Raw genomic sequence first — 22,726 nt, 5'->3', positions numbered from 1 at the left:
AGTAGTTGCCGTTTTAATCACCGTAGTAATTATTTATTCAGGTTTTAACCGCAAATTCTTTTATTTTGCCACAATTTCATGAATAATAACGTCAAGTTAATAAAAGAAAGAAACGTATGTATACAGGAACACTTTTTATTGTCTCTGCACCAAGTGGTGCAGGCAAATCCAGCCTTATTAATGCTTATTTGAAACAACTTAATTCACCCGCTGCACGCGTATCAATTTCGCATACTACTCGCAGCGCAAGACCCGGTGAAAATCACGCTGAGCATTACTATTTTGTCGACCATCATGAGTTTGAAACGTTAATTCAACAAGATGAATTTATCGAATATGCTAAAGTCTTCGACAATTATTATGGCACTTCAAAAGCAGCGATTAACCAGTATCTTAAAAATGGAATTAATGTATTTTTAGATATTGACTGGCAAGGTGCGCGGCAAGTCAGGAATAAAATGCCGACAGCAAAAAGTATTTTTATTCTGCCGCCATCGTTAATCGAACTCGAAAAAAGGCTGATTAAACGTGAACAAGACTCCGCTGAGATCATAGCCAAAAGAATGGCAAAAGCACAATCTGAAATGTCTCATTATAACGAGTATAATTATTTAATTATTAATGATGATTTTGATGATTCTCTTGCAAACTTGTCTGCTATTATCAAAGCAGAAAGTTTATCAACAGATAAACAAAATTTAGTTAATCAGGCAATTATTGACCAATTATTAACGAATTAAAGAGTATTGATTGAGCTTGATAATGGCCTTTTGTCAGTATAAGTTAAAGATTTTGGATATAAATTTAAATAACCATAGCATTCTTAAGTAAATTTAAGTAAAATTGACGATTGATTTTGAAAAAATATTAATTAATAAATTATAGAGGTAAGTATGGCTCGCGTAACAGTTCAAGATGCGGTGGATAAAATTGGTAATCGATTTGATTTAGTTTTAGTTGCGGCAAGACGTGCCCATCAGTTACAGGCAGAAGGTAAAGCACCTTTGGTCGCAGAAGAAAATGACAAAGAGACAGTCATTGCTTTACGTGAAATTGAAGAAGGACTTATTAATAAACAAATTCTTGATACCGCAGATTATCAAGCTCGTCAGGAAGAAACTGCCGATACTCGCTCAATCCTGCATGAAACAATTTTATTTGAAAATACGCCTTCATACGACTAATTGATAATTAAGCATCATAAACATGCCAGCTAATATGCAATATTTTGCACCATTAGAACAGTTAATAACACTCTACCTTCCCGATAAGCAGGTTAAAAAAATCCGGGATGCTTATGTGTTTGCTTATGATGCGCACAATGGTCAGTTTCGTAGCAGCGGTGAGCCTTATATTACTCATCCTGTCGCTGTTGCTTGCATACTTGCCGATATGCAACTTGATTTTGAGGCAATTACCGCAGCTTTATTGCATGATACCATTGAAGATACACCCGTTACTTATCAAGATGTGGTAGAACAGTTTGGTGAAGATGTTGCCCAACTCGTCGAAGGCGTATCAAAACTAGATAAGCTCAAATTTCGCAATCGCCAAGAAGCCCAAGCCGAAAATTTTCGTAAAATGGTGCTAGCGATGGCTAAAGATGTTCGGGTCATCTTAATCAAATTGGCGGACCGCACGCATAATATGCGAACACTTGGTTCACTAAGGCCTGATAAACGCCGACGTATTGCCAAAGAAACGTTGGAAATATATACACCATTAGCCCATCGTCTAGGTATTCATCATATCAAAACGGAGCTTGAGGTGTTAGCATTTACAGCTATGCATCCAAATCGTGCTCATGTTATTGAGAAGGTAATTGAGGAAGCTAGGCAAACGCGCAAAGAATTAATTCAACAAATTTTACTCGATATCAAAGATCGTTTGCTCCTCACGAATATCAATGCCAAAGTCGAAGGTATTGAAAAAAACATTTACTCCATCTATCAAAAAATGCAACTGCGAGAACAGCGTTTTCATTCAATTATGGATATTTATGTCTTTCGCATTATTGTCAAAGATATCGATAGTTGCTATCGAGTTTTAGGGTTAGTACACAATTTATATAAACCACGTCTCAATCGATTCAAAGATTATATCGCGATTCCTAAAGTCAACGGTTATCAGTCGCTACACTCTTCATTAATTGGCCCTCATGGCGTTCCGGTTGAAGTGCAAATTCTCACTGAAGATATGGAAAAAATGGCCGAGATGGGCGTTGCTGCACATTGGGTATATAACAAAAATGATGAGCGTAACAATACAACAGCGCAAATTAAAGCACAGCGTTGGATGCAAAATATTCTTGAGCTGCAACAAAATGTCGGTAATTCATTTGAATTTATCGAAAGTGTCAAATCAGATCTGTTCCCCAAAGAAATTTATGTTTTTACCCCAAAGGGGCGTATTGTTGAGCTACCAGAAGGTGCTACAGCTGTTGACTTAGCTTATGCTGTACATACCGATATTGGTCATCAATGCATTGGAGCCATGGTTGATCGTAAGCCCTACCCATTATCGCAACCGCTAATAAATGGCCAGACCGTCGAAATCTTAACTTCACCAAATAGTCGACCAAATGCGGGTTGGTTAAATTTTGTGGTTAGCTCCAAAGCCCGCTCACGTATCCGTCAAGCTCTAAAAAATCTTAAATATGATGATGCGGTAGCCTTGGGCAAACGATTATTAAACTATTCGCTGAGTGATCGCGGTGGGATTGAAGCAATTCCACACTATAAAATAGATCAACTAGTTAGCTACACCAAATTGAATTCATTTAATGATCTACTTGCCGAGATCGGTCTAGGCAATATTATGAGTCAATTTGTGGTGAAAGGTATTGAACACAGCGATAAAGCCAGTCATATAGCTAGCTTGGATCAAAAGCTGACGATAACCGGTAGTGAAGGAATGCTGGTCTCATTTGCAAAATGCTGCCACCCGATTCCTGATGATCCTATTGTTGGCCGAGTCAGCCCAGAAAAAGGCCTTTCAGTTCATCATGAGTCTTGTCGTAATATTATCGGTTATCAAAATCATCCCGATAAATACATTCCACTTAAGTGGGATCCCGCGTCAGATAATCTGTTTATTGCCGAAATTTGGATTGATATTACCAATAATGCAGCCACCGCATTAGCGCATATTATTTCAACCATTACTAGCGAATCAGCTAATGTCCAATGGTTAAATACCGAAGAAAAAGATTCTCGGATCTATACGGTAATTTTGCATATTGAAGTCAAAAATTCACACCAACTTAATGAAATTATTCGCAAGATCAGCCATCAACAAGATATCATCAATATTACTCGCAATATCAACTAAGCTATGTCCTATAAACGATTACTGAGCCACCTTACAATCAGTCACTTACCAGGGCTTGGTGACGCACTAGCCAAAAAATTTAATCATTTGGGTATTTATACCATTCGCGATCTACTTTTGCATCTGCCTATGCGCTACGAGGATCGCTCAACTTCAAAACAGATTGCCCAGTTATCGATTGGCGAACATACGACGATTGAAGGCCAAATTATTAAAACAGAATTGATACAAGCTAAAAGACGGATGCTGATTTGTACCGTCAAAGATGAAACCGGTATTATTCAGCTGCGTTTTATGAACTTTTATCCTACCATGAAACAAAGCATGGCGATGGGCAAATGGATCAAAGCTTATGGTGAAGTTAAAGCCAGTAAAACCTATTATGAGATGATTCACCCGCAAATACAGATTCGTGAAGCGGCACAGTCTTTTGATGATAGTCAAAGTGAACGCTACACACCCATTTATGCAACAACCTTTGGATTAACACAAACCATGCTGCGCAAATTTATTCATTTGGCGCTGGCTTTGCTCAATCGTAATCCATCGGCAGAGCTCATTCCTGCGGCATTTATTAAAGCTCTACCCAGTGTTGAAGAATCATTAACGATTGTTCATCAGCCTCCTTTGGATGTTGATATTACTCAGCTTGAACTTGCCGAACATCCAGCTAAAAAACGGCTTATTTTCGAAGAGCTTTTAGCCTATCATTTAAGTATGCAAATCACTAAATCGCATAACCAAAGTCAACAAGCTACGCCATGTGTGGTGACTAATGACTATATTAAGCCATTTTTACAGGCACTACCCTTTTCACCCACCAATGCGCAGCAACGCGTTGTGCAAGAAATTTGGCAAGATATGGCCAAACATATCCCGATGATGCGATTAGTACAAGGTGATGTGGGATCTGGCAAAACGCTCGTTGCAGCACTTGCTGCGCTTGGTGCCTTAGAAAATCAAAAACAAGTTGTGCTCATGGCACCAACTGAAATCTTAGCCGAGCAACATGCGATTAATTTTAGCCATTGGTTCGAACCTTTGGGCTTAAGTGTTAATCTGCTTTCCGGCAAATTAACCGCTAAAAAGAAACGAGAATGCTACGAAGCGGTGGCCGCAGGGCAAACTGATATATTAATTGGTACACATGCTGTCTTTGTTGAACAAGTTAAATTTGCTCATTTAGGCTTAGTGATTATTGATGAACAGCACCGTTTTGGTGTTGATCAGCGCTTAACATTATGGGAAAAAGGCATAAAGGACAATATTCATCCACATCAATTGATCATGACTGCAACGCCAATACCAAGAACCCTTGCGATGACGGTCTATGCCGATCTGGATGTCTCAACAATCGATGAATTACCACCGGGCCGAACACCAATTACCACCGTGGTATTACCTAATACTCGTCGTTATGAAGTAATTGAACGTATCGAGCAGGCATGTTTATCTGGTAAGCAAGTGTACTGGGTATGCACATTAGTTGAGGAATCAGACATACTTGCAGCTCAGGCCGCAGAAGTGGCTTATGAAGAACTACAAGCTTTATTACCGACGGTGCACGTTGGCTTAATACACGGCAAGATGAAACCGTCGCAAAAACAAGCAGTCATGCAAAATTTTAAACAAGGTCTCATTCAATTACTCGTTGCCACAACCGTTATTGAAGTCGGCGTCGATGTACCTAATGCAAGTTTAATGGTGATTGAAAATGCTGAGCGCCTTGGGCTATCACAACTGCATCAATTACGCGGACGGGTCGGACGGGGTAGCGAGGCATCACACTGCGTGCTGATGTATCAAACGCCACTTAGCAAAGTTACCAAAGCGCGTTTAAATGTCATGCGTGACAGTAATGATGGGTTTGTTATTGCGCAAAAAGATCTCGAAATTCGTGGTGGCGGTGAAATATTGGGTACAAGGCAAGTTGGTATCGCTGACTTTAAAGTCGTTGATCTAATGCGCGATCAACATTTAATCCGTCTAATACAATCCGTCTCTATCGACATGCTTGCCAATCATCCAGCTTCAGTCATTAGCCTAGTTAACAGCTGGCTACCGGCTAAAACCAAATATATTAACGCGTAATACCATAAAATAAGTTAGTGACTATCATGCCATGTTTCCGGCAAATGTTGCCAAAAACGCACCGGCATCAACTGCCGTTGTAACTTTGGATTAATCCGTTCTTTAATGGTTAATGCTTGACAATATCGATACCACATTTTTTGAAATTGTTTTTCATTTTCACCAAGATAAATATCATTAATATGGCCGTCACAAATAAGATCACTTTGTTCGTCAATCTCCATCATATGCCTTTGCTTTAAATCATAAACATAACCATAACGTCTGTTCGTATCAAAAATTGCCCATTTTTGATCGGCAAAGCGATCTTGAAAAAAATCGACCGTCAGTGGTAAGGTATCGTACCTTGGTGTCACTGTTGCAAAATAGACTTTATCGCCGTGATTATCTATCGCGTTGAAACGAACAAACATCATTAAATAATGCCGTTCATGCGAGACTTTTTTGGCTAACTTACGAATTGCTAAAATATCAGCATCAGCGTAATTAGTTGTAATATCTTGTCGACTTTTAAACACCTTACAGAGATAGTTGAATATTAGCGTTGCTCGCTCTATCTGCTGTGAGAACCAAACATAGGTCAATTGCTTTAACACAACTGGCGACAGCCGTTTTTCCATCGCTTGGCTTACGCGGTAATATTTCTCTTGAGTTGTTTCAACTTGATGCACGTGTTCGCTCAGTAATGGTTGCACCTCATCAGGTCCGAGTATCTGCTGTGGCCATTGTTTTAAGGTAAAAGCATCAAATACCGCAGAAAGTAAGCCTTCAAAACTGTCATCATAACGAAAAATAATCATAACATATCTACTCTAATGACATTGATAGTTGTTGTTGGGGTATTGCTCCCAAGGCTGGGGCTTCTTGCAGGGATAAACGAATAAACGCCTCCGATGACTGCACGAATTTAAATGATCGCATCTCACTGCATACAATAAAAAACCGAGCTCTTTTTAGTACAACACCGATTCGTTTTAAAACATCAAGATTGAGCTTACTGTGCTTACGTGCAGATACGATTAATTTTGCCGATTTAATGCCAATTCCTGGAACGCGCAATATCTGTTCATAACTCGCACGGTTGATATCAACAGGGAAAAACTGTGGGTTACGTATTGCCCAGCTTAATTTAGGATCCATATCTAAGTCGAGATCTTGGTGCTGATCATTAACAATCTCATTCACATCAAAATGGTAAAAACGCAGTAACCAATCAGCCTGATAAAGCCGATTTTCACGCATACGGGGCACATCTTTGACCACCGGTAGACGTTTGTCATAACCATTTACCGGAATAAACCCTGAATAATAGACGCGTTTCATACTTGGCCGTTTATATAATTTAGCGCTCAATGCCAAAATCTGGTGATCCGTTTCATCCGTTGCGCCCACAATAATTTGCGTGCTCTGCCCTGCCGATGCAAACTGCGGGGCATGGCGATATTTTTTACGGGCATCTTTATTTTCCATTAAATGCTGCTGAATATGGCGCATTGGTAAATAAATACTCTGATGATCTTTTTCAGGCGCCAAGCGTTGTAAATTTGACTCTGTTGCAATTTCAAGGTTGACACTTAACCTATCAGCATAAAGCCCGGCTTGATAGATCAATTCACTGCTAGCGCCTGGGATGGCTTTCATATGGATATAACCATTAAATTGATGAACTGTACGTAAATCTTTAACAACTCTGAGCATCCTTTCCATAGTATGATCAGCGTTCTTGATAATGCCTGAGCTTAAAAACAACCCTTCAATATAGTTACGACGATAAAATTCAATAGTGAGTTCAGTCAGTTCTTTAGGCGAAAATGCCGCTCGCCGAATATCATTACTGCGACGATTAATGCAATAAGCACAGTCGTATAAACAAAAGTTTGTAAGCATTATTTTTAATAATGAAACACATCGCCCATCGGCCGTATAGCTATGGCAAATTCCCCAGCCATTCGCACTACCAATACCACCGTGCGCGTTCTTACGTGTTGTTCCGCTTGATGCACAAGAGACATCGTATTTAGCCGATTCAGCTAGAATTTCGAGTTTATTCATGGTGCTATCTTTCATCATCTCAACTCCAATATACTGTATATAACAACAGTATATTAAATCAACAAACAAAAGTCACCTAAAACAAACTATAAGATAAAAAAATACAATAATTAGCATTAGACTAGAAGATTGTACGAATCGTTAAGCTATTTACCCGCTTCGATAACGTCTAGCCAAATATTTGGCCCCACTAATGGCTGCTGCGTTAAATAACGTCTGAGAGCATCAAGTCCAACGGCGGAAAATATCTCCTGCTGAATCTGATTATTATGAATTCGACCGGTATACTTCAAGGTGTAATGGTATGCTTGTTTAGGTGTGATGAGTTGTAACGTAAATATGGGTTCTTCAGCACTAAAGCCCGTTAGACTAAGTATGATCGCATGTGGATAATGCATTTGCCAGGTTAAGATTTGAGCATTAAGCGGATCGTTATCGCCGAATATTTCCGCTTTGATAAGTGGTGCATCGGCATCATATAACTGAGAAACAACCGCTGCCGCTAATTTATCAGTCAGGACAAGCAGCTGCAGCGACTGCTGCTTTAATAATGTTGAAACGAGTCGCGCCAGACCTATCGTACCTTCATAAAGCAAATTATCGCTCACTAGCGAAGCTAATTCTGCCCATAGTGAATTCATTTGCGCTTGTAATGACTGCCTCGCGGTCAATTTTAATTCAATAATTGGCATCGCTGAGCGATAACCTACATTAATATTTGCTGGGATGGATAACCTTTGCTCGATCTCACTAGCTAAATCACTTTCACTGCGACCCATTGTAGTCAATCGGTAACAAAGTGGTTTATCAACATCTGGAAATAATTGACGAATCTCTGGTAGAATCTGCGTCTTAACCATCTCTTGAAATTCAAATGGCACGCCTGGCGTAAAAAATAGGTGGCAGCCATTCATCACCATTCTAAATCCACACGCAGTGCCAACCGAGTTATCCACTAATGTGGCACTGGCAGGTAACATAGCCTGCTTTAAATTTTTCGGTGACATATTATTACCACGACATGCAAAATATTGCTCCATCTTGGCAACCCATTCTTGATGCAAGATAAGCTCATCATTATTTGCCTTAGCCGCCGCTAAAGCAGTCAAGTCATCACTAGTTGGTCCAAGTCCACCATTGACAATTAGAATATCGTTCTCTTTACTACGTGTTTGTAGTGTATGAATTAATTGCGTCAGATCATCGCCAACCGTAAACCGTGATGAAACTAAAAAACCTTGCTGAAATAAAAAGTCAGATAACCAGGCCGCATTAGTGTCTGTTATCTGCCCATACAGAACTTCATCACCGGTACTCACCATCTCAATTTTCATTGTTCGACTCATCTGCATCCTCCAAATCAGCCATATGTTCCTTACTTTGTACTGACTTAACGGCAAAATAAAGATCATAGGCAAATTCAATATACGCTTTATCCATATGAATATTCATATCTTTAAACCAACGTTTTAAGGTTTTACGCCGTCCGGCAAGAATTAAAATGGTATTGCGTACTTTCAATGCTTTAACCAACTCTTCAATACCGAGTAATACACTGACATCTTGGTAAGTAAAACAAGGAATCGCATCGACAATCACATAGTTGACTTGATGATGGGATTCATCCACGAGTGACACTAAACGTTTTTTAAAGTAAGCAATATTAAAATAAGTCAGTGGCGAATTAAAACGGTACATAATAACATTATCAATGGGTGTGACGTTATTACTTAATGAATGAATTCGTCCATCACCATCAACACCCAATAATTGATCAGATGGTCTAAACACGGTTCTTAAAAATAAAAATAACCCCAGTAAAACCGATAAAGCCATGCCGGGAATGATCCCAATCAGTAAAACGGCAATAAAAGTCACAAGACTCAGATAAAAAGCATCGCGATTCAGTTTAAAAAATCGAGCGATAGAGTGGATATCAATTAAAGACCAAGAAGAATAAATTAAAATGATCCCAAGTACAGCGGTTGGAATATACTGTAATGGTGATAATAAAAAGAATACCACTAATGCGATTGTGCCCGCGGCAATAATTGACACGAGCTGGGTTTTTCCGCTATTAACATCATTTACCGCCGTTCGTGATGATGTGCCACTTACAACAAATCCATTTGATAAGCCTGCAACAATGTTTGCAATACCGAGCGCTTTAAACTCAGTATCAGCATCAGTATCATAATTATTTTTAGCAGCAAAGCTACGTACGGTTATCATCATGCTGACAAAACAGATAACTGCAATGTTAACTGAAGGTACCACTAATTCACTCATCAGTCCGGGATCAAAATCCACCCATGACGAAAATGGGATCATTTCATTGCTAAATTGACCAATAATTTTGACGTGATATTGATCAAAACCAATTAGCCACGAAGCAATTGTCATTAAAACCACGACAATTAATGGTGCAGGCCAGCGCGGACGAAATTTTTTGATCGTAATTAATAAAAGTAGTGTCACAATGGAAATAATCACAGTGACAATGTGCATATCTGGTATTTTAAACGGTATATAAATTACGCGTTGAAATAAATTGGCATAGTCGTAATTAAAACCACAAACTTTAGCAAATTGATCAACAATAATGGTAATTGATATGCCGTTTAATAAACCGATTAAAATAGGTCGACTAAGTAGGTCAGCTAATGCCCCAAGGCGAAGTTTACCTGCAATCAAACACCATATACCGATCATAATCGTCATGATAATCACTAATTGCCATCTTAACACTGGATTATCAAGCGCTAAAGGCATGACAACAGCGGCAACTACCGCACACGTTGCCGTATCAGGTCCGACAATGAGCTGCTTGGAAGAACCAAATAACGCATAAGCAATCAATGGTAAGATCGTAGAATAAAGACCTGCAATTGCACCAACACCGGTTAATTCAGCGTAAGCTATTGAAACAGGTAAAGCAACAGCCGCAACAGACAAACCCGCTCGAATATCGTAACTTAAGTACTCTTTACGATAATTGAAAAAATTTTCAAGCCCAGGTATCCATTTAAATAATTTTTGAAAAAATAATCGGTTTTGAATCTGTTCCATACTAAATCACTTATTTTCCTGCAATGCTCATTTGTTCGACTAATATTGAGCCACATTGAATATTGGTTTTTAGCTCAATATCACTACCAATTGTCACAATATTACGATAAATATCACTGAGGTTGCCCGCTATCGTAAATTCATTAATCGGATACTGAATTTCGCCATTTTCGACCCAAAAACCATTGGCACCTCGAGAATAATCGCCTGTGACTAAATTCACCCCTTGTCCCATCAATGATGTGACAATAATGCCTTTATCCATCATTTTCACTAATGATGCAAAATCAGCAGCGCCATTAGAAGATTGTAAACGCCAGTTGTGAATACCACCCGCATTACCGGTGCTTTTTAATGGTTTATCAGCCGTCGACAGTTTTTTAGCAGAATAGCTGCTAAGAAGATAGGTTTGCAACACGCCTGCCGTAATAATATCTTTATTCATCGTTAAAATACCATCACTATCAAATGGCGCAGAACCAACACCTTTCAATATATGGGGTAACTCTTTGATTGTCAGCCAGTCAGGCAAAATAAGCTCACCCACTTTGTCTAATAAGAATGAGGATTTTTTATAAATTGCGCCGCCACTAATCGCCGAAGCTAAATGACCAATTAGTCCAGTTGCAACTTCTGGGCTAAATAGCACCGGTACCTTCATCGTCGCAACTTGCTGAGCACCCAAATGCGCTACCGTTTTTTTAGCCGCTTTTAAGCCTATCGATTGAGCTGAATCTAATGCATTAATATCACGAGACGCCGTATAAGCATAGTTACGTTCCATCTGACCATGACGCTCGCCAATCACACAGCACGATAAAGAATGGTTACTCGCTCGGTACCCTTGCAGCATACCTTCACTATTACCATACACCCGAATACCGTAATGGCTATTAAAATGACCGCCATCACTTTTGCTAATTTCAGCGCACGCTAACGCGGCGTCTTCTGCTTGTGCCGCCTGCCTAATCGCTTGATCAACATTGAAATCACTAGGATGGAAAAGATCTAAATCAGGGCATTCAAACGCCATTTGCGATCGATCCCCTAGACCTGAATAAGGATCTGCAGAAGTATATTTCATTATCTCAATCGCCATATTAATCGTTTGTTCTATGGCTTTAGGCGAAAGATCATTAGTCGATGCATTGCCTTTTTTATGATTTTGATATACCGTAATGCCCAGTACACCATCACTATTAAATTCAATATTTTCTGTTTCACCTAAACGCGTACTGACATTAATGCCGGTGGATTTATTAATCGCGACTTCAACCGCATCAACCTTCTTTTTCGCCATACTAATTGCATCAGCGATAACAGATTCAAGATACTTTTGTTCTTGATATGATTCTTCTTTTATTTGTATTGTGTGCATTGAAAATACCCTAATACGCGACTCGCACTAATTTGAAGTGATAGAAATAGTAAGACTGAGTCTATAATGACATGAAAATTATGCTAAATATCTTATAAATACTATTTAATTTCTGTTTTTACCTAAACGATACGCTATAATACCCCAAATTAGATTTATCAGTTGTATATTTTTTAATAATATTTATTTAAAGACAGCTTATGACACCATTTGAAAATGAAAATAACCACATAATTGATGACGATGATGAAATCATCTACGTCAGTAAAAGTGAAATTAAACGTGACGCCGAAGCCTTGAAAAAACTGGGTGTTGAATTAGTTGAACTCAGTAAAAATGAGCTAGAAAAGATTCCATTAGATGAGAGTTTAGCGCGCGCAATTGAACTAGCACAAAAGATCAAAAAAGAGGGATATCGTCGCCAAATTCAATACATCGGCAAGCTGTTACGTAGCCGTGATATTGAGCCGATAACGCAAGCACTCGATAAACTAAAAAATCGTCATAATCAGCAAATCGCCTTATTTCATCGCGTTGAAAAATTACGTGATGAACTCATTAAGACTGGTGATGCTGAACCGATTTTAGCCCTTTATCCAATTGCTGATCGCCAGCAACTGCGTAACTTAGCTAGACTTGCCAAAAAAGAGCTTGAAGAAAATAAAGCACCCAAATCAGCAAGACAGATTTTTCAGTACTTAAAAGAATTGAGTGAAATTGAATAATCTTTATAATAGAAAAACTTTTTTAAACGCACACACGTGTTAAATTTGAGGGAAGAATATATGGGACTATTAAATGTACCTGCAGGTAAATCATTACCTGATGATATTTATGTTGTAATCGAAATTCCAGCTAATGCCGATCCAATTAAGTATGAAGTTGATAAAGAATCTGGTGCGCTATTCGTCGATCGCTTCATGTCAACCGCCATGTTTTATCCATGTAACTATGGCTATATTAACCATACCTTATCATTAGATGGTGATCCGGTTGATGTATTAGTCCCAACACCATACCCACTCCAACCAGGTTCGGTTATTCGTTGTCGTCCCGTTGGTGTATTAAAAATGACAGATGAGTCAGGACAAGATGCAAAATTAGTTGCCGTACCACACACTAAACTCTCGAAAGAGTATGATCATATTAAAGACGTTAATGATTTACCTGAACTCTTAAAAGCACAAATCAAACATTTCTTTGAACACTACAAAGATCTTGAAGCAGGTAAATGGGTTAAAGTCGATGGCTGGGATAATGCACAAGCAGCACGCCAAGAGATCCTAGAGTCATTTGACCGCGCTAAAAAGTAATACCTAGATCAATGCTCACTTTAATGCCATGTGAATGTTTTGATTCTAAGTATTAAAGTGCAGCAGCGATATCAATCGTTATGTGAATAATTATTTTAAATTCAAATCGGATTATTGTATGTTTTGTTTTTTGAGCAGTTCTCGATGATAAAGATAATACGCTCCTCTCGATAACATACGTAACTGAAAAATAAGTTTATCAATCAATCTTTGCTTCTGTTCGGGTTCGAAATCAATCGCCTCTGCACCCGAATTAAATACTAACGTCACCATTGCCTCTGCTTGCGCTTCATTATAGCGCTGTGGCATATCGTTAGCATTATCAAGATAATCTGCAAGCTCAACAATAAAATGCTGAATTTCGCGTGCGATTGCCGAACGAAACTCCGCGGAGGTCCCTGCTTTTTCGCGCAATAGCAGTAAAAAAATTTTAGGATTATTTTCAATAAATTCAATAAAAGTAGTCACGGAAGTTTGTATTACACTCCCGCCTTTCTCGATTCGCTTACGCGCTTGACGCATTAACTGACGCAAAGTGAGACCACTTTCATCAACCATTGCTAAACCCAGTTCACCCATATCACGAAAATGACGATAAAACGAGGTCGGTGCAATACCAGCTTCTCGCGCGACTTCTCGTAAGCTTAAACTCGCAAACCCTTGCTCGGCATTTAACTGATTAAATGCCGCGTCAATTAAAGAACGCCTCGTACGCTCTTTTTGAATAGCCCTAACACCAGATGACTGACAGTATTTAGTATTTTTCATTACAATGGATTTTTAACCTACCTGCAATAACTTCTTCTTCTTCACAAATACTTTTGGCATATGTGCACTAATTTTTTTGGCTAATTGCTCATAACGCGCGCGCAATGGCGAACCTGGTCGATAAATTAATTCAATCGTACGTACGGGCGTCGGATTAATACACGGAATATAACAAATATTATCCCGAATTCTTTCGTTTGGTGCGGCCAATTCTGGAAATAAAGTAATACCGCGCCCAGCAGAAATCATGCTACGCAATGTTTCAAGACTGGTTGCTTTAAAACGTTTATCCTCATCGATACCGGCACTAAAGCAGTATCCCATAGCGTGATCGCGTAAGCAGTGACCGTCTTCAAGCATTAAGAATTTTTCGCCACCTAAGGTAGATAAGTCAATAACGTTATTTTTGCATAGTGGATTACTTTCTGGCATAGCAATCACCATCTCTTCATCAAATAGCGGCAATTCTATAAATGGGCTAGCTTCTTTAACTTTTGCTAAAATCACACAATCCAGTCGGCCTTGTTCTAGCTGAGAGACGAGCACATGCGTTTGTGCTTCGTGTAAATATAATTCTAATGATGGGTAGGTATCATGTAATAACGTGACGATATGAGGTAATAAATAAGGAGCAAGTGTTGGAATTAACCCAATATGTATCGGGCCAGACATATCCTCACCTTGCTTACACGCCATTTCTTTGAAAATTTGAACATTGCGTAAAATTTCTTGCGCCTGTTCAACTAACATTAATCCCGTTTGCGTAAATAAAACTTTGCGACTTGTTCGTTCAAGTAACATCACGCCAAGTTCATCTTCTAACTTGCGAATTTGCCCACTCAACGTTGGTTGACTAACATTACACGACTCTGCTGCTTTACGAAAATGACGGTAATCAGCTAATGCAACAAAATATTCTAGATCGCGAATATTCATAATCTGCCCTCAATGAACCTGTTTGTTATAAAGTGAACATACAATTAGTTATAAATTATAACGTATTTTTATAACTACATCATTATATTTATCTAATATTATACATGATTGAACGGTATAAATTAACTGCTAATTACCTATATTATAAAGAAGTTTTTAATTACAACAGTCTTATTTAGTCAAATTATTTAAACTATCTTTAGCTTGCTTTATCGCCATTGAAACTTGCTCTGGTGAGACACCGCCTTTAGCACTGCGTTTATTTAAACACGATTCTATCGATAAAATAGTATAAACATCTTGCTCAATCACCTGACTAAATTGTTTAAATTGATCAATCGATAGCTCCTCTAAAGCTTTTTGCTCGCTAATAGCTGCAACCACAACTTCGCCAACAATGTGGTGTGCTTCTCTAAATGGCACGCCTTTCGCCACTAAATAGTCTGCTAACTCTGTCGCATTTGAATAACCTTGCTTCGCCGCCTGCAGGCAAACTTGTTTATTGAGTTGGATATCTTCTAATACCAAATGCGCCATGTCTAAACACTCATGCCATGTACTTAGTGCATCAAATAGCCCTTCTTTATCTTCTTGCATATCTTTATTATAAGCAAGAGGCAAACCTTTAAAAGTTATCATTGCGCCAGTCAATGCCCCCATCACTCGGCCCGATTTACCCCGAATAAGCTCTAAAGCATCGGGATTTTTTTTCTGTGGCATTAATGAGGAGCCTGAGGTCACTTTATCAGACAATTCTACAAAATTGGCTTCACCACTATTGAAAATAATTAAATCTTCAGCAAAACGTGATAGATGATTCATCCCCATCGCGGCGTTCGATAACAGTTCCATCACATGATCCCGATCTGATACGGAATCTAAGCTGTTATTAGTTGCACAGACAAAACCTAAGTTTTGCGCTAACTCATCACGGTCAATTGGATAAGCAGTGCCTGCTAAAGCTCCAGAACCTAAAGGACAAACATCAAGACGCGCTAATGTTGACTGTAGACGGCTTTTATCGCGTGCTAACATTTCAAAATAGGCCAGACACCAATGTGCGAAGGTAACGGGCTGCGCACGTTGTAAATGCGTATAGCCTGGCATAACTGTATCTTGATAATGCTCAGCGGTATCAACAAGTCGCAACTGTAAGTGACCGATAGCTTGTAGCAATACCGCAATTTCATCTTTACACCATAACTTGAGATCCGTAGCCACTTGATCATTACGGCTGCGTCCAGTGTGCAACTTTTTACCTAAATCCCCGACTTTTTCAATCAGTTTTTGTTCGACCCAACTATGAATATCTTCGGCATCACTTTGTAAAATTTGTTCAGGATTATCGCGTACAGATACGAGTAATTCATTCAACGCACTTTCTAAACGTTTTTGTTCATCGATAGATAAGACATTAACAGTGACTAATGATTTGGACCATCCAATTGAGCCAATAATATCTTGCTCAGCTAAACGATAGTCAAAACGCAGCGAATCATTAAAATATTTAAAACGCTGATCTGCTGCTTGGCTAAAACGCCCACCCCATAATGCCATAATTACCTCAATCTCTTATTTAATCTAAATGTTATTATCTATCGCGTATGACTGTCTATGTACGCATTGCTTACAATGATTCGGTTCAATCGATCCATTTCAATGATCTCGATAAAATAAACAAAGGCAACTATTACATCGCCTTATTAATTGCTATACCGAATTAAGTTTTTGTTGCACTAAAATGAACTGTATTATCTGAGTGCAAATTTATCGGCTATTTTTTATTTGCTTCACTATTTAATGCCCGAATACGAGAAGATAGTGAGAATAAACGAATAAAGCCGCCAGCATGACTATGATCATACACGTCATCTTCACCAAATGTTGCAAAATCTTCATTATATAAACTATTTAGTGATTTTTTCTGAATCGCGCTGGCATTACCTTTATAGAGTTTAACGACCACTTCACCATTCATATCTTCAGCTAACACTTCAGCTGACGCTTGTAATGAACGACGATAAGGTGCAAACCAACGACCGTCGTAAACAACATAAGCCATTTCCAAACCTAATTGCTCACGCCATTTAAAGCTATCACGATCAAGCACTAGCTGCTCAAGTCCACGTAATGCCGTCATCATGATTGTGCCACCGGGTGTTTCATAACAGCCGCGGGATTTAATCCCAACAAGGCGATTTTCGATAATATCAACACGGCCAACTCCATGCTTAGCACCAATTTGATTGAGCGTAGCAACACAGTTATAAGGAGAGAGAACCTTGCCATTGACGGAAACCACTTCACCTTTCTCGATACCAATTGTGACGAGTTCAGCTTCATTTGGCGCATCTTCTGGTGATACAGTCCAAGCCCAGCAATCCACATTAGCTTGATTCCAAGTACTTTCAAGTACCCCGCCCTCGGTTGAAATATGCCAAGCATTTTCATCACGGCTATAAATTTTTTCGATGGTTGCCGTCGTTGGAATATTACGCTGCTTAAGATAATCAATCAACGCTTCACGCGAACGAAGATCCCATTCGCGCCAAGGTGCAATCACTTTTAACTGCGGTGCAAGTGCCGTATAAGTGGTTTCAAAACGCACTTGATCATTACCTTTACCCGTTGCACCATGGCAAAGTGCATCCGCACCGACTTCAAGGGCATATTCAACTTGTGCCTTAGCAATAATAGGACGAGCCATTGAGGTACCTAAATAGTAAGTGCCTTCATAAAGCGCCCCTGTTTTTAGTACAGGATAAACATAATCTTTAACAAATTCTTCACGCAAATCAACAATACGACAAGCAACCGCGCCAGAAGCTTTTGCTTTCTTCTCAACATCAATCAGCTCATTGGGATCTTGTCCAACATTGGCAACAAATGCATACACTTCGCAACCAACATAGTTTTCTTTAAGCCAAGGAATAATTGCTGATGTATCCAAACCACCCGAGTAGGCTAAAACGACTTTTTTGATTCCACTTTGTTTCATGTTATACCCTTTATGTATTTATGCACTTTAAATTAAAAGTACTCAATGAATTAACACAATATTTGCTAATAAAATCAACAAATGTAATTTAATATACTTGTTCAATAACGATTAGGCAATGATTCTTGTGCCCGTTGGTGTACCGTTAAATAGTGTGATTAATTTTTCACTCTCTTTCCAACTCGCAATATCGATTGGTCGTTGTAACATCTGTGCGGCTTCAAATGCCGATTGTACTTTTACAACCATGCCATCAGTGATAACACCTTGCTCAATCAAGGTATCAGCCTGCTCTTGTGTCAATGATTCAATTCGCTGTTTATTAGCATCTAACACTCCCGCAACATCAGATAATAAGACTAAGTCGGCGTTAATGGTTTTTGCAATCGCGACAGCTGCATGATCGGCATTCACATTCATTAATTTCCCCTGAGGGGTGATACCAATAGAACTGATGATGGGTAAATAGCCATTTTGTAGCAATAAGTTTAATAAGTGACCATCACCAACCGCGGCCTCACCAACGCAGCCAAGTTCAGCGGAAATTTGCCGAACAGTAATGCTATTGCCATCAGCTAATGATAAACCCACAGCTCGTAATTGGTGCTTTGCCGCTTGTGCCAGCAAAGTTTTATTGGCACTACCAGATAGCGCACCAACAATAATATCAATTTGATCTTCTGGCGTAACGCGTAAACCATTACGGCGCACAACGGGTAAAGCCAATTTCTTCATCAATTCATCAACCACGCAGCCACCACCATGCACAACCACCAGCGGTCTTTGATACTGTGATTTATATTCACTCATCACAGCAAATAAATTATTTAGTGCTTCTTTCGTATCAAGTAATACGCCACCTAATTTAATCACTAACGGATTCATAAACTTTCCTATTATTAAATTAACGACGTCGTTTCATCAAAACCAAAACGAATATTCATACATTGAACCGCTTGTGCCGCCGCGCCTTTTAACAGATTATCTTCAACTGAAATCAAAATTAAATGGCGATCTTTCAAAGCAAAACCAATATCGCAATAAGGTAAACCAACAACAGATTTTAATGCTGGCCAACCTTGTTGATACACTCTGACTAACGGTTTATGCGCATAGTATTTATTTAATGCAGCCAAAATATCATCCGTGGTGACACCGTCTTTGACTCGGCATGTTATAGTGGCATGAATACCTTGTTTAAAACTCCCCAAATGTGGAGTAAAAATAACTTCTTGACCTAGATGTGTAGCAATTTCAGGCTGATGACGGTGTGAAAATAGACCATAAGCATGTAAACTCACTTCACAAAAATGATTTTTTAATGATGCTTTGCGACCAGCGCCACTCACACCACTCACCGCATTAATAACCGGCCACTGAGTATCGTCTAATAGCCCCTCTGCAATCAAGGGTTTTAACGGTAACTGTGCAGCGGTTGGGTAACAACCTGGCACCGCAATAAGCTGCGCATGTTTAATCAGCTTGTCATTCCATTCGGCAAGCCCATAAACAGCTTTATCCAGCCACGTTTGATGTTGGTGATTAAAGCCATAAAATTCAGTATAAAAGCCTAAAGAATTGACTCTAAATGCCCCCGATAAATCGAAAACAATACAACCTTGTTCTAAAAAGTAAGGGGCAATATCGTGGCTAACGGAGTGTTCTGTGGCTAAAAAAACGATATCAATATCTTGAATAATCGCCGTGTAATCTGCCATCGGTAATAGCGGCAGATCGACTAGGCCTTTTAATTGTGGATGTAGCTCAAAATCAGAAAGTAACTTACCGGCATCAGCGCTTTTCTCTGATACGGTTAAGCCTGCTATTTCAATATGAGGATGTTTACTCAGATAGAAAGCCAGCTGTGCACCAGCATAACCGCTCGCTCCCACAATTAACGCTTTTAACATAATTATTCCCATTATCTTATCGCCATCATTGTGGAATAGAATAATGGATTGTATGCACAATTTCAACTTAAATTTGCATTTTTATGCACATAAAGTGAATTTTTATTTAAATACAGGTAAATGAGTCAGATTGAAAAAACACAATAAAAAAACCGACCCAAAGGTCGGTTTAAAAATTTAGCTATTAATCACTTGTTGCGATTATTGCGTCGCAACAATATTATCACCATCTAAATCCAAGTGAATCGTTTTACCTGGAATCAATTTACCCGATAACATTTGTTGTGCTAATGGGTTTTCTAACGCTTGCTGAATCGCTCGTTTTAGTGGTCTTGCACCATACAGCGGATCAAAACCAACTTTCGCTAACTGCTCTAAAGCACGATCAGAAATATCCATCGTATATCCGCGCTCTTCAAGGCGTTTTTCAACTCTTGCCAACTGAATTTTGGCAATCGCTTTAATATTGTCTTGACCGAGTGGATGGAACACAACCGTCTCATCAATACGATTAATAAATTCAGGTCTGAAGTGCTGAGTCACGACCGTCATTACTAATGCTTTCATCTCCTCATAGCTCAATTCAATTTGTCCTTGAATCAAATCAGAACCTAAATTTGATGTCATAATGATGACGGTATTACGGAAATCAACCGTTCTACCTTGACCATCAGTTAATCGCCCATCATCGAGTACTTGTAGTAAAATATTAAATACATCTGGGTGCGCCTTTTCAACTTCATCAAGTAAAATGACTGAATAAGGTCTACGTCTTACTGCTTCGGTTAAATAGCCACCTTCTTCATAACCAACATAACCCGGAGGTGCACCAATTAATCGTGCAACAGAGTGTTTTTCCATAAACTCAGACATATCAATGCGCACCATGGCATCTTCACTATCAAACATAAAGCTGGCAAGGGATTTACATAGCTCGGTTTTACCAACCCCCGTTGGCCCTAAGAATAAGAATGACCCAATCGGTTTATTAGGATCAGAAAGGCCTGCTCGGCTACGGCGAATCGCATTTGCCACCGCAACAACCGCTTCATCTTGACCAATAACCCGAGTATGTAAGGCACTTTCCATATGCAATAACTTATCTTTTTCACTTTCGAGCATTCTTGAAACCGGAATGCCAGTCGCTTTTGATAATACTTCCGCAATTTCATGATCAGTGACTTTATTACGCAGCAACTTCATCGTTTTACCTTCAAGCTGCGTTGCTGATGCAAGTTTTTTCTCTAACTCTGGAATTTTACCGTATTGCAATTCAGACATTTTATTCAAATCACCAGCGCGGCGTGCTTGTTCAAGCTCGGTGCGTGCTTTCTCAATATCGGCTTTAATATTTTGCGTGCCAGATACCGCGGCTTTCTCAGATTTCCACTCTTCATCAAGTGAGGCAAATTCTTTCTCTTTCTCAGCGAGTTCCTCATTGAGCATCTCTAACCGTTTTTTACTGGCATCATCGGTCTCTTTCTTCAGCGCTTGTTGTTCCAATTTAAGCTGGATAATACGGCGCTCAAGTCGATCGAGTGACTCTGGTTTTGAATCCATTTGCATACGAATACTTGAGGCTGCCTCATCAATTAAATCAATCGCTTTATCTGGTAACATGCGATCAGAAATATAACGATGCGATAATGTTGCAGCAGCGACAATCGCTGGATCAGTAATTTGCACATGATGATGCAGCTCATAACGCTCTTTTAAGCCACGTAAAATGGCAATAGTATCTTCAACCGTTGGTTCGGCGACATACACTTTTTGGAAACGACGTTCTAATGCTGGATCCTTTTCAATATATTGGCGATATTCATCCAGAGTTGTTGCGCCAACGCAGTGTAACTCACCACGTGCTAATGCCGGTTTGAGCATATTACCAGCATCCATCGCACCATCTGATTTACCCGCACCAACCATCGTGTGGATTTCATCAATAAACAAAATAACATTGCCTTCTTCTTTAGAGATATCTTTCAATACCGCTTTAAGGCGCTCTTCAAACTCACCGCGGTATTTAGCGCCCGCAATTAATGCACCCATATCTAACGATAAAACACGTTTATGACGTAACCCATCAGGCACTTCATTATTAACAATACGTTGCGCAAGCCCTTCAACGATAGCCGTTTTACCCACGCCAGGCTCACCAATTAATACCGGGTTATTTTTCGTTCGACGTTGTAACACTTGAATCGTACGGCGAATCTCTTCATCACGGCCAATCACCGGATCTAATTTACCTTGCTCTGCGCGCTCAGTTAAGTCAATAGTATATTTTTTCAACGCTTCACGTTGATCTTCTGCATTAGCATCATTCACGTTATCATTTCCTCTTACTTGATTAACCGCTTGAGTAAATCGCGCTTTAGTAATACCTGCTTTTTGTAATATATCGGCAAGTACTCCTTTATCCTCTAATGCTGCTAAAATAAATAATTCTGACGAAATAAAGCTATCACCGCCTTTTTGCGCCAATTTGTCACATAAATTTAATACACGAATAAAGTGTTGTGATGGAATAATTTCGCCACCAATACCTTGTACTTGTGGTAATTTATCGATCTCATTTATCAATTCTTGTTGCAATAAATTCAGATTTGCGCCTGCTGATGCTAATAACGGTTTTACGCTACTGCCTTCTTGATTAAGCATTGCCGCTAATACATGAACCGGTTCAATATATTGATTATCTTTACCTAACGCCATCGACTGAGCATCAGCCAATGCCTGCTGAAATTTATTAGTAAGTTTATCTAACCTCATATTTAATATCTCCTTTGCAATAATTTGGCTTGACTATTTTAAATAGCTAAACCTTTGCTTAGTGACTAAATATGGTCTATTAGATAAATTTCAAGTGTTTGTCAAGAAT

General features: G+C 39.2%; 18 protein-coding genes. 6 read left to right on the top strand and 12 right to left on the bottom strand.

Annotation, left to right across the window (positions count from 1 at the left end):
• The first annotated feature begins 116 nt into the window (after positions 1–116).
• The 4 genes from gmk to recG all read left to right on the top strand — a co-directional run bounded on the left by gmk (position 117) and on the right by recG (position 5,421).
• The gene (gene gmk / locus DES39_RS08635; RefSeq protein ID WP_121145380.1) at positions 117–740 is read left to right on the top strand and encodes a guanylate kinase; all 624 of its coding nucleotides are present in this window, start codon (positions 117–119) and stop codon (positions 738–740) included.
• A 153-nt stretch (positions 741–893) separates the two neighbouring features.
• Positions 894–1,184 carry a DNA-directed RNA polymerase subunit omega gene (rpoZ, locus tag DES39_RS08630; protein ID WP_121145379.1) on the top strand — a complete coding sequence of 97 codons (291 nt, stop codon included), beginning with the start codon at positions 894–896 and terminating at the stop codon, positions 1,182–1,184.
• Positions 1,185–1,218: 34 nt separating this feature from the next.
• The gene (spoT, locus tag DES39_RS08625) at positions 1,219–3,330 is read left to right on the top strand and encodes a bifunctional GTP diphosphokinase/guanosine-3',5'-bis pyrophosphate 3'-pyrophosphohydrolase (RefSeq protein WP_121145449.1); all 2,112 of its coding nucleotides are present in this window, start codon (positions 1,219–1,221) and stop codon (positions 3,328–3,330) included.
• 3 nt (positions 3,331–3,333) lie between these two features.
• Positions 3,334–5,421, top strand: coding sequence for an ATP-dependent DNA helicase RecG (gene recG, locus DES39_RS08620; protein WP_121145378.1), 2,088 nt, complete (start codon positions 3,334–3,336; stop codon positions 5,419–5,421).
• A 14-nt stretch (positions 5,422–5,435) separates the two neighbouring features.
• Here recG and DES39_RS08615 read toward each other — a convergent pair whose 3' ends face one another.
• The 5 genes from DES39_RS08615 to pmbA form a co-directional block, all read right to left on the bottom strand.
• Entirely contained in the window at positions 5,436–6,221 is a 786-nt protein-coding gene (locus DES39_RS08615) for a TIGR03915 family putative DNA repair protein (RefSeq protein WP_121145377.1), read from the bottom strand.
• Positions 6,222–6,228: 7 nt separating this feature from the next.
• Entirely contained in the window at positions 6,229–7,488 is a 1,260-nt protein-coding gene (locus tag DES39_RS08610) for a putative DNA modification/repair radical SAM protein (RefSeq protein WP_121145376.1), read from the bottom strand.
• A gap of 131 nt (positions 7,489–7,619) precedes the next feature.
• Positions 7,620–8,819: a CinA family nicotinamide mononucleotide deamidase-related protein gene (locus DES39_RS08605; RefSeq protein WP_170143377.1), complete on the bottom strand. Its 1,200-nt coding sequence runs from the start codon at positions 8,817–8,819 to the stop codon at positions 7,620–7,622.
• Complete coding sequence (locus tag DES39_RS08600; protein WP_121145374.1) at positions 8,797–10,542, bottom strand: SulP family inorganic anion transporter; 1,746 nt, start codon at positions 10,540–10,542, stop codon at positions 8,797–8,799. The genes DES39_RS08605 and DES39_RS08600 overlap by 23 nt, the downstream gene beginning before the upstream one ends.
• Positions 10,543–10,552: 10 nt before the next feature.
• On the bottom strand, positions 10,553–11,911 hold the full coding sequence (pmbA, locus tag DES39_RS08595) for a metalloprotease PmbA (protein WP_425463989.1): 1,359 nt from the start codon (positions 11,909–11,911) through the stop codon (positions 10,553–10,555).
• Between the two features lie 209 nt (positions 11,912–12,120).
• Between pmbA and yjgA the strand changes: the two genes are divergently transcribed.
• Positions 12,121–12,645: a ribosome biogenesis factor YjgA gene (gene yjgA, locus DES39_RS08590; protein WP_121145372.1), complete on the top strand. Its 525-nt coding sequence runs from the start codon at positions 12,121–12,123 to the stop codon at positions 12,643–12,645.
• 60 nt (positions 12,646–12,705) lie between these two features.
• Positions 12,706–13,233: an inorganic diphosphatase gene (ppa, locus tag DES39_RS08585; RefSeq protein WP_121145371.1), complete on the top strand. Its 528-nt coding sequence runs from the start codon at positions 12,706–12,708 to the stop codon at positions 13,231–13,233.
• A gap of 111 nt (positions 13,234–13,344) precedes the next feature.
• On the opposite strand, the gene fabR is transcribed toward ppa, so the two are convergent.
• From fabR to clpB, 7 genes are all read right to left on the bottom strand, one after another.
• Complete coding sequence (gene fabR / locus DES39_RS08580; protein ID WP_121145370.1) at positions 13,345–14,001, bottom strand: HTH-type transcriptional repressor FabR; 657 nt, start codon at positions 13,999–14,001, stop codon at positions 13,345–13,347.
• A 12-nt stretch (positions 14,002–14,013) separates the two neighbouring features.
• Entirely contained in the window at positions 14,014–14,937 is a 924-nt protein-coding gene (gene oxyR, locus DES39_RS08575; RefSeq protein ID WP_121145369.1) for a DNA-binding transcriptional regulator OxyR, read from the bottom strand.
• 171 nt (positions 14,938–15,108) lie between these two features.
• A complete protein-coding gene (argH, locus tag DES39_RS08570; protein ID WP_121145368.1) occupies positions 15,109–16,494 on the bottom strand; it encodes an argininosuccinate lyase in 1,386 nt (461 codons plus the stop codon).
• Positions 16,495–16,711: 217 nt separating this feature from the next.
• Entirely contained in the window at positions 16,712–17,935 is a 1,224-nt protein-coding gene (locus tag DES39_RS08565) for an argininosuccinate synthase (RefSeq protein ID WP_121145367.1), read from the bottom strand.
• A gap of 111 nt (positions 17,936–18,046) precedes the next feature.
• On the bottom strand, positions 18,047–18,820 hold the full coding sequence (gene argB / locus DES39_RS08560; RefSeq protein WP_121145366.1) for an acetylglutamate kinase: 774 nt from the start codon (positions 18,818–18,820) through the stop codon (positions 18,047–18,049).
• 14 nt (positions 18,821–18,834) lie between these two features.
• The gene (argC, locus tag DES39_RS08555) at positions 18,835–19,845 is read right to left on the bottom strand and encodes an N-acetyl-gamma-glutamyl-phosphate reductase (protein ID WP_121145365.1); all 1,011 of its coding nucleotides are present in this window, start codon (positions 19,843–19,845) and stop codon (positions 18,835–18,837) included.
• 201 nt (positions 19,846–20,046) lie between these two features.
• Complete coding sequence (gene clpB / locus DES39_RS08550; protein ID WP_121145364.1) at positions 20,047–22,617, bottom strand: ATP-dependent chaperone ClpB; 2,571 nt, start codon at positions 22,615–22,617, stop codon at positions 20,047–20,049.
• Positions 22,618–22,726 lie beyond the last annotated feature (109 nt).

Source organism: Orbus hercynius, from assembly GCF_003634275.1.
In the GTDB taxonomy this organism is placed as follows: domain Bacteria; phylum Pseudomonadota; class Gammaproteobacteria; order Enterobacterales; family Orbaceae; genus Orbus; species Orbus hercynius.
The sequence above is the reverse complement of the archived record's forward strand: the minus strand, read 5'-3'. Positions and strand labels throughout refer to the sequence as shown.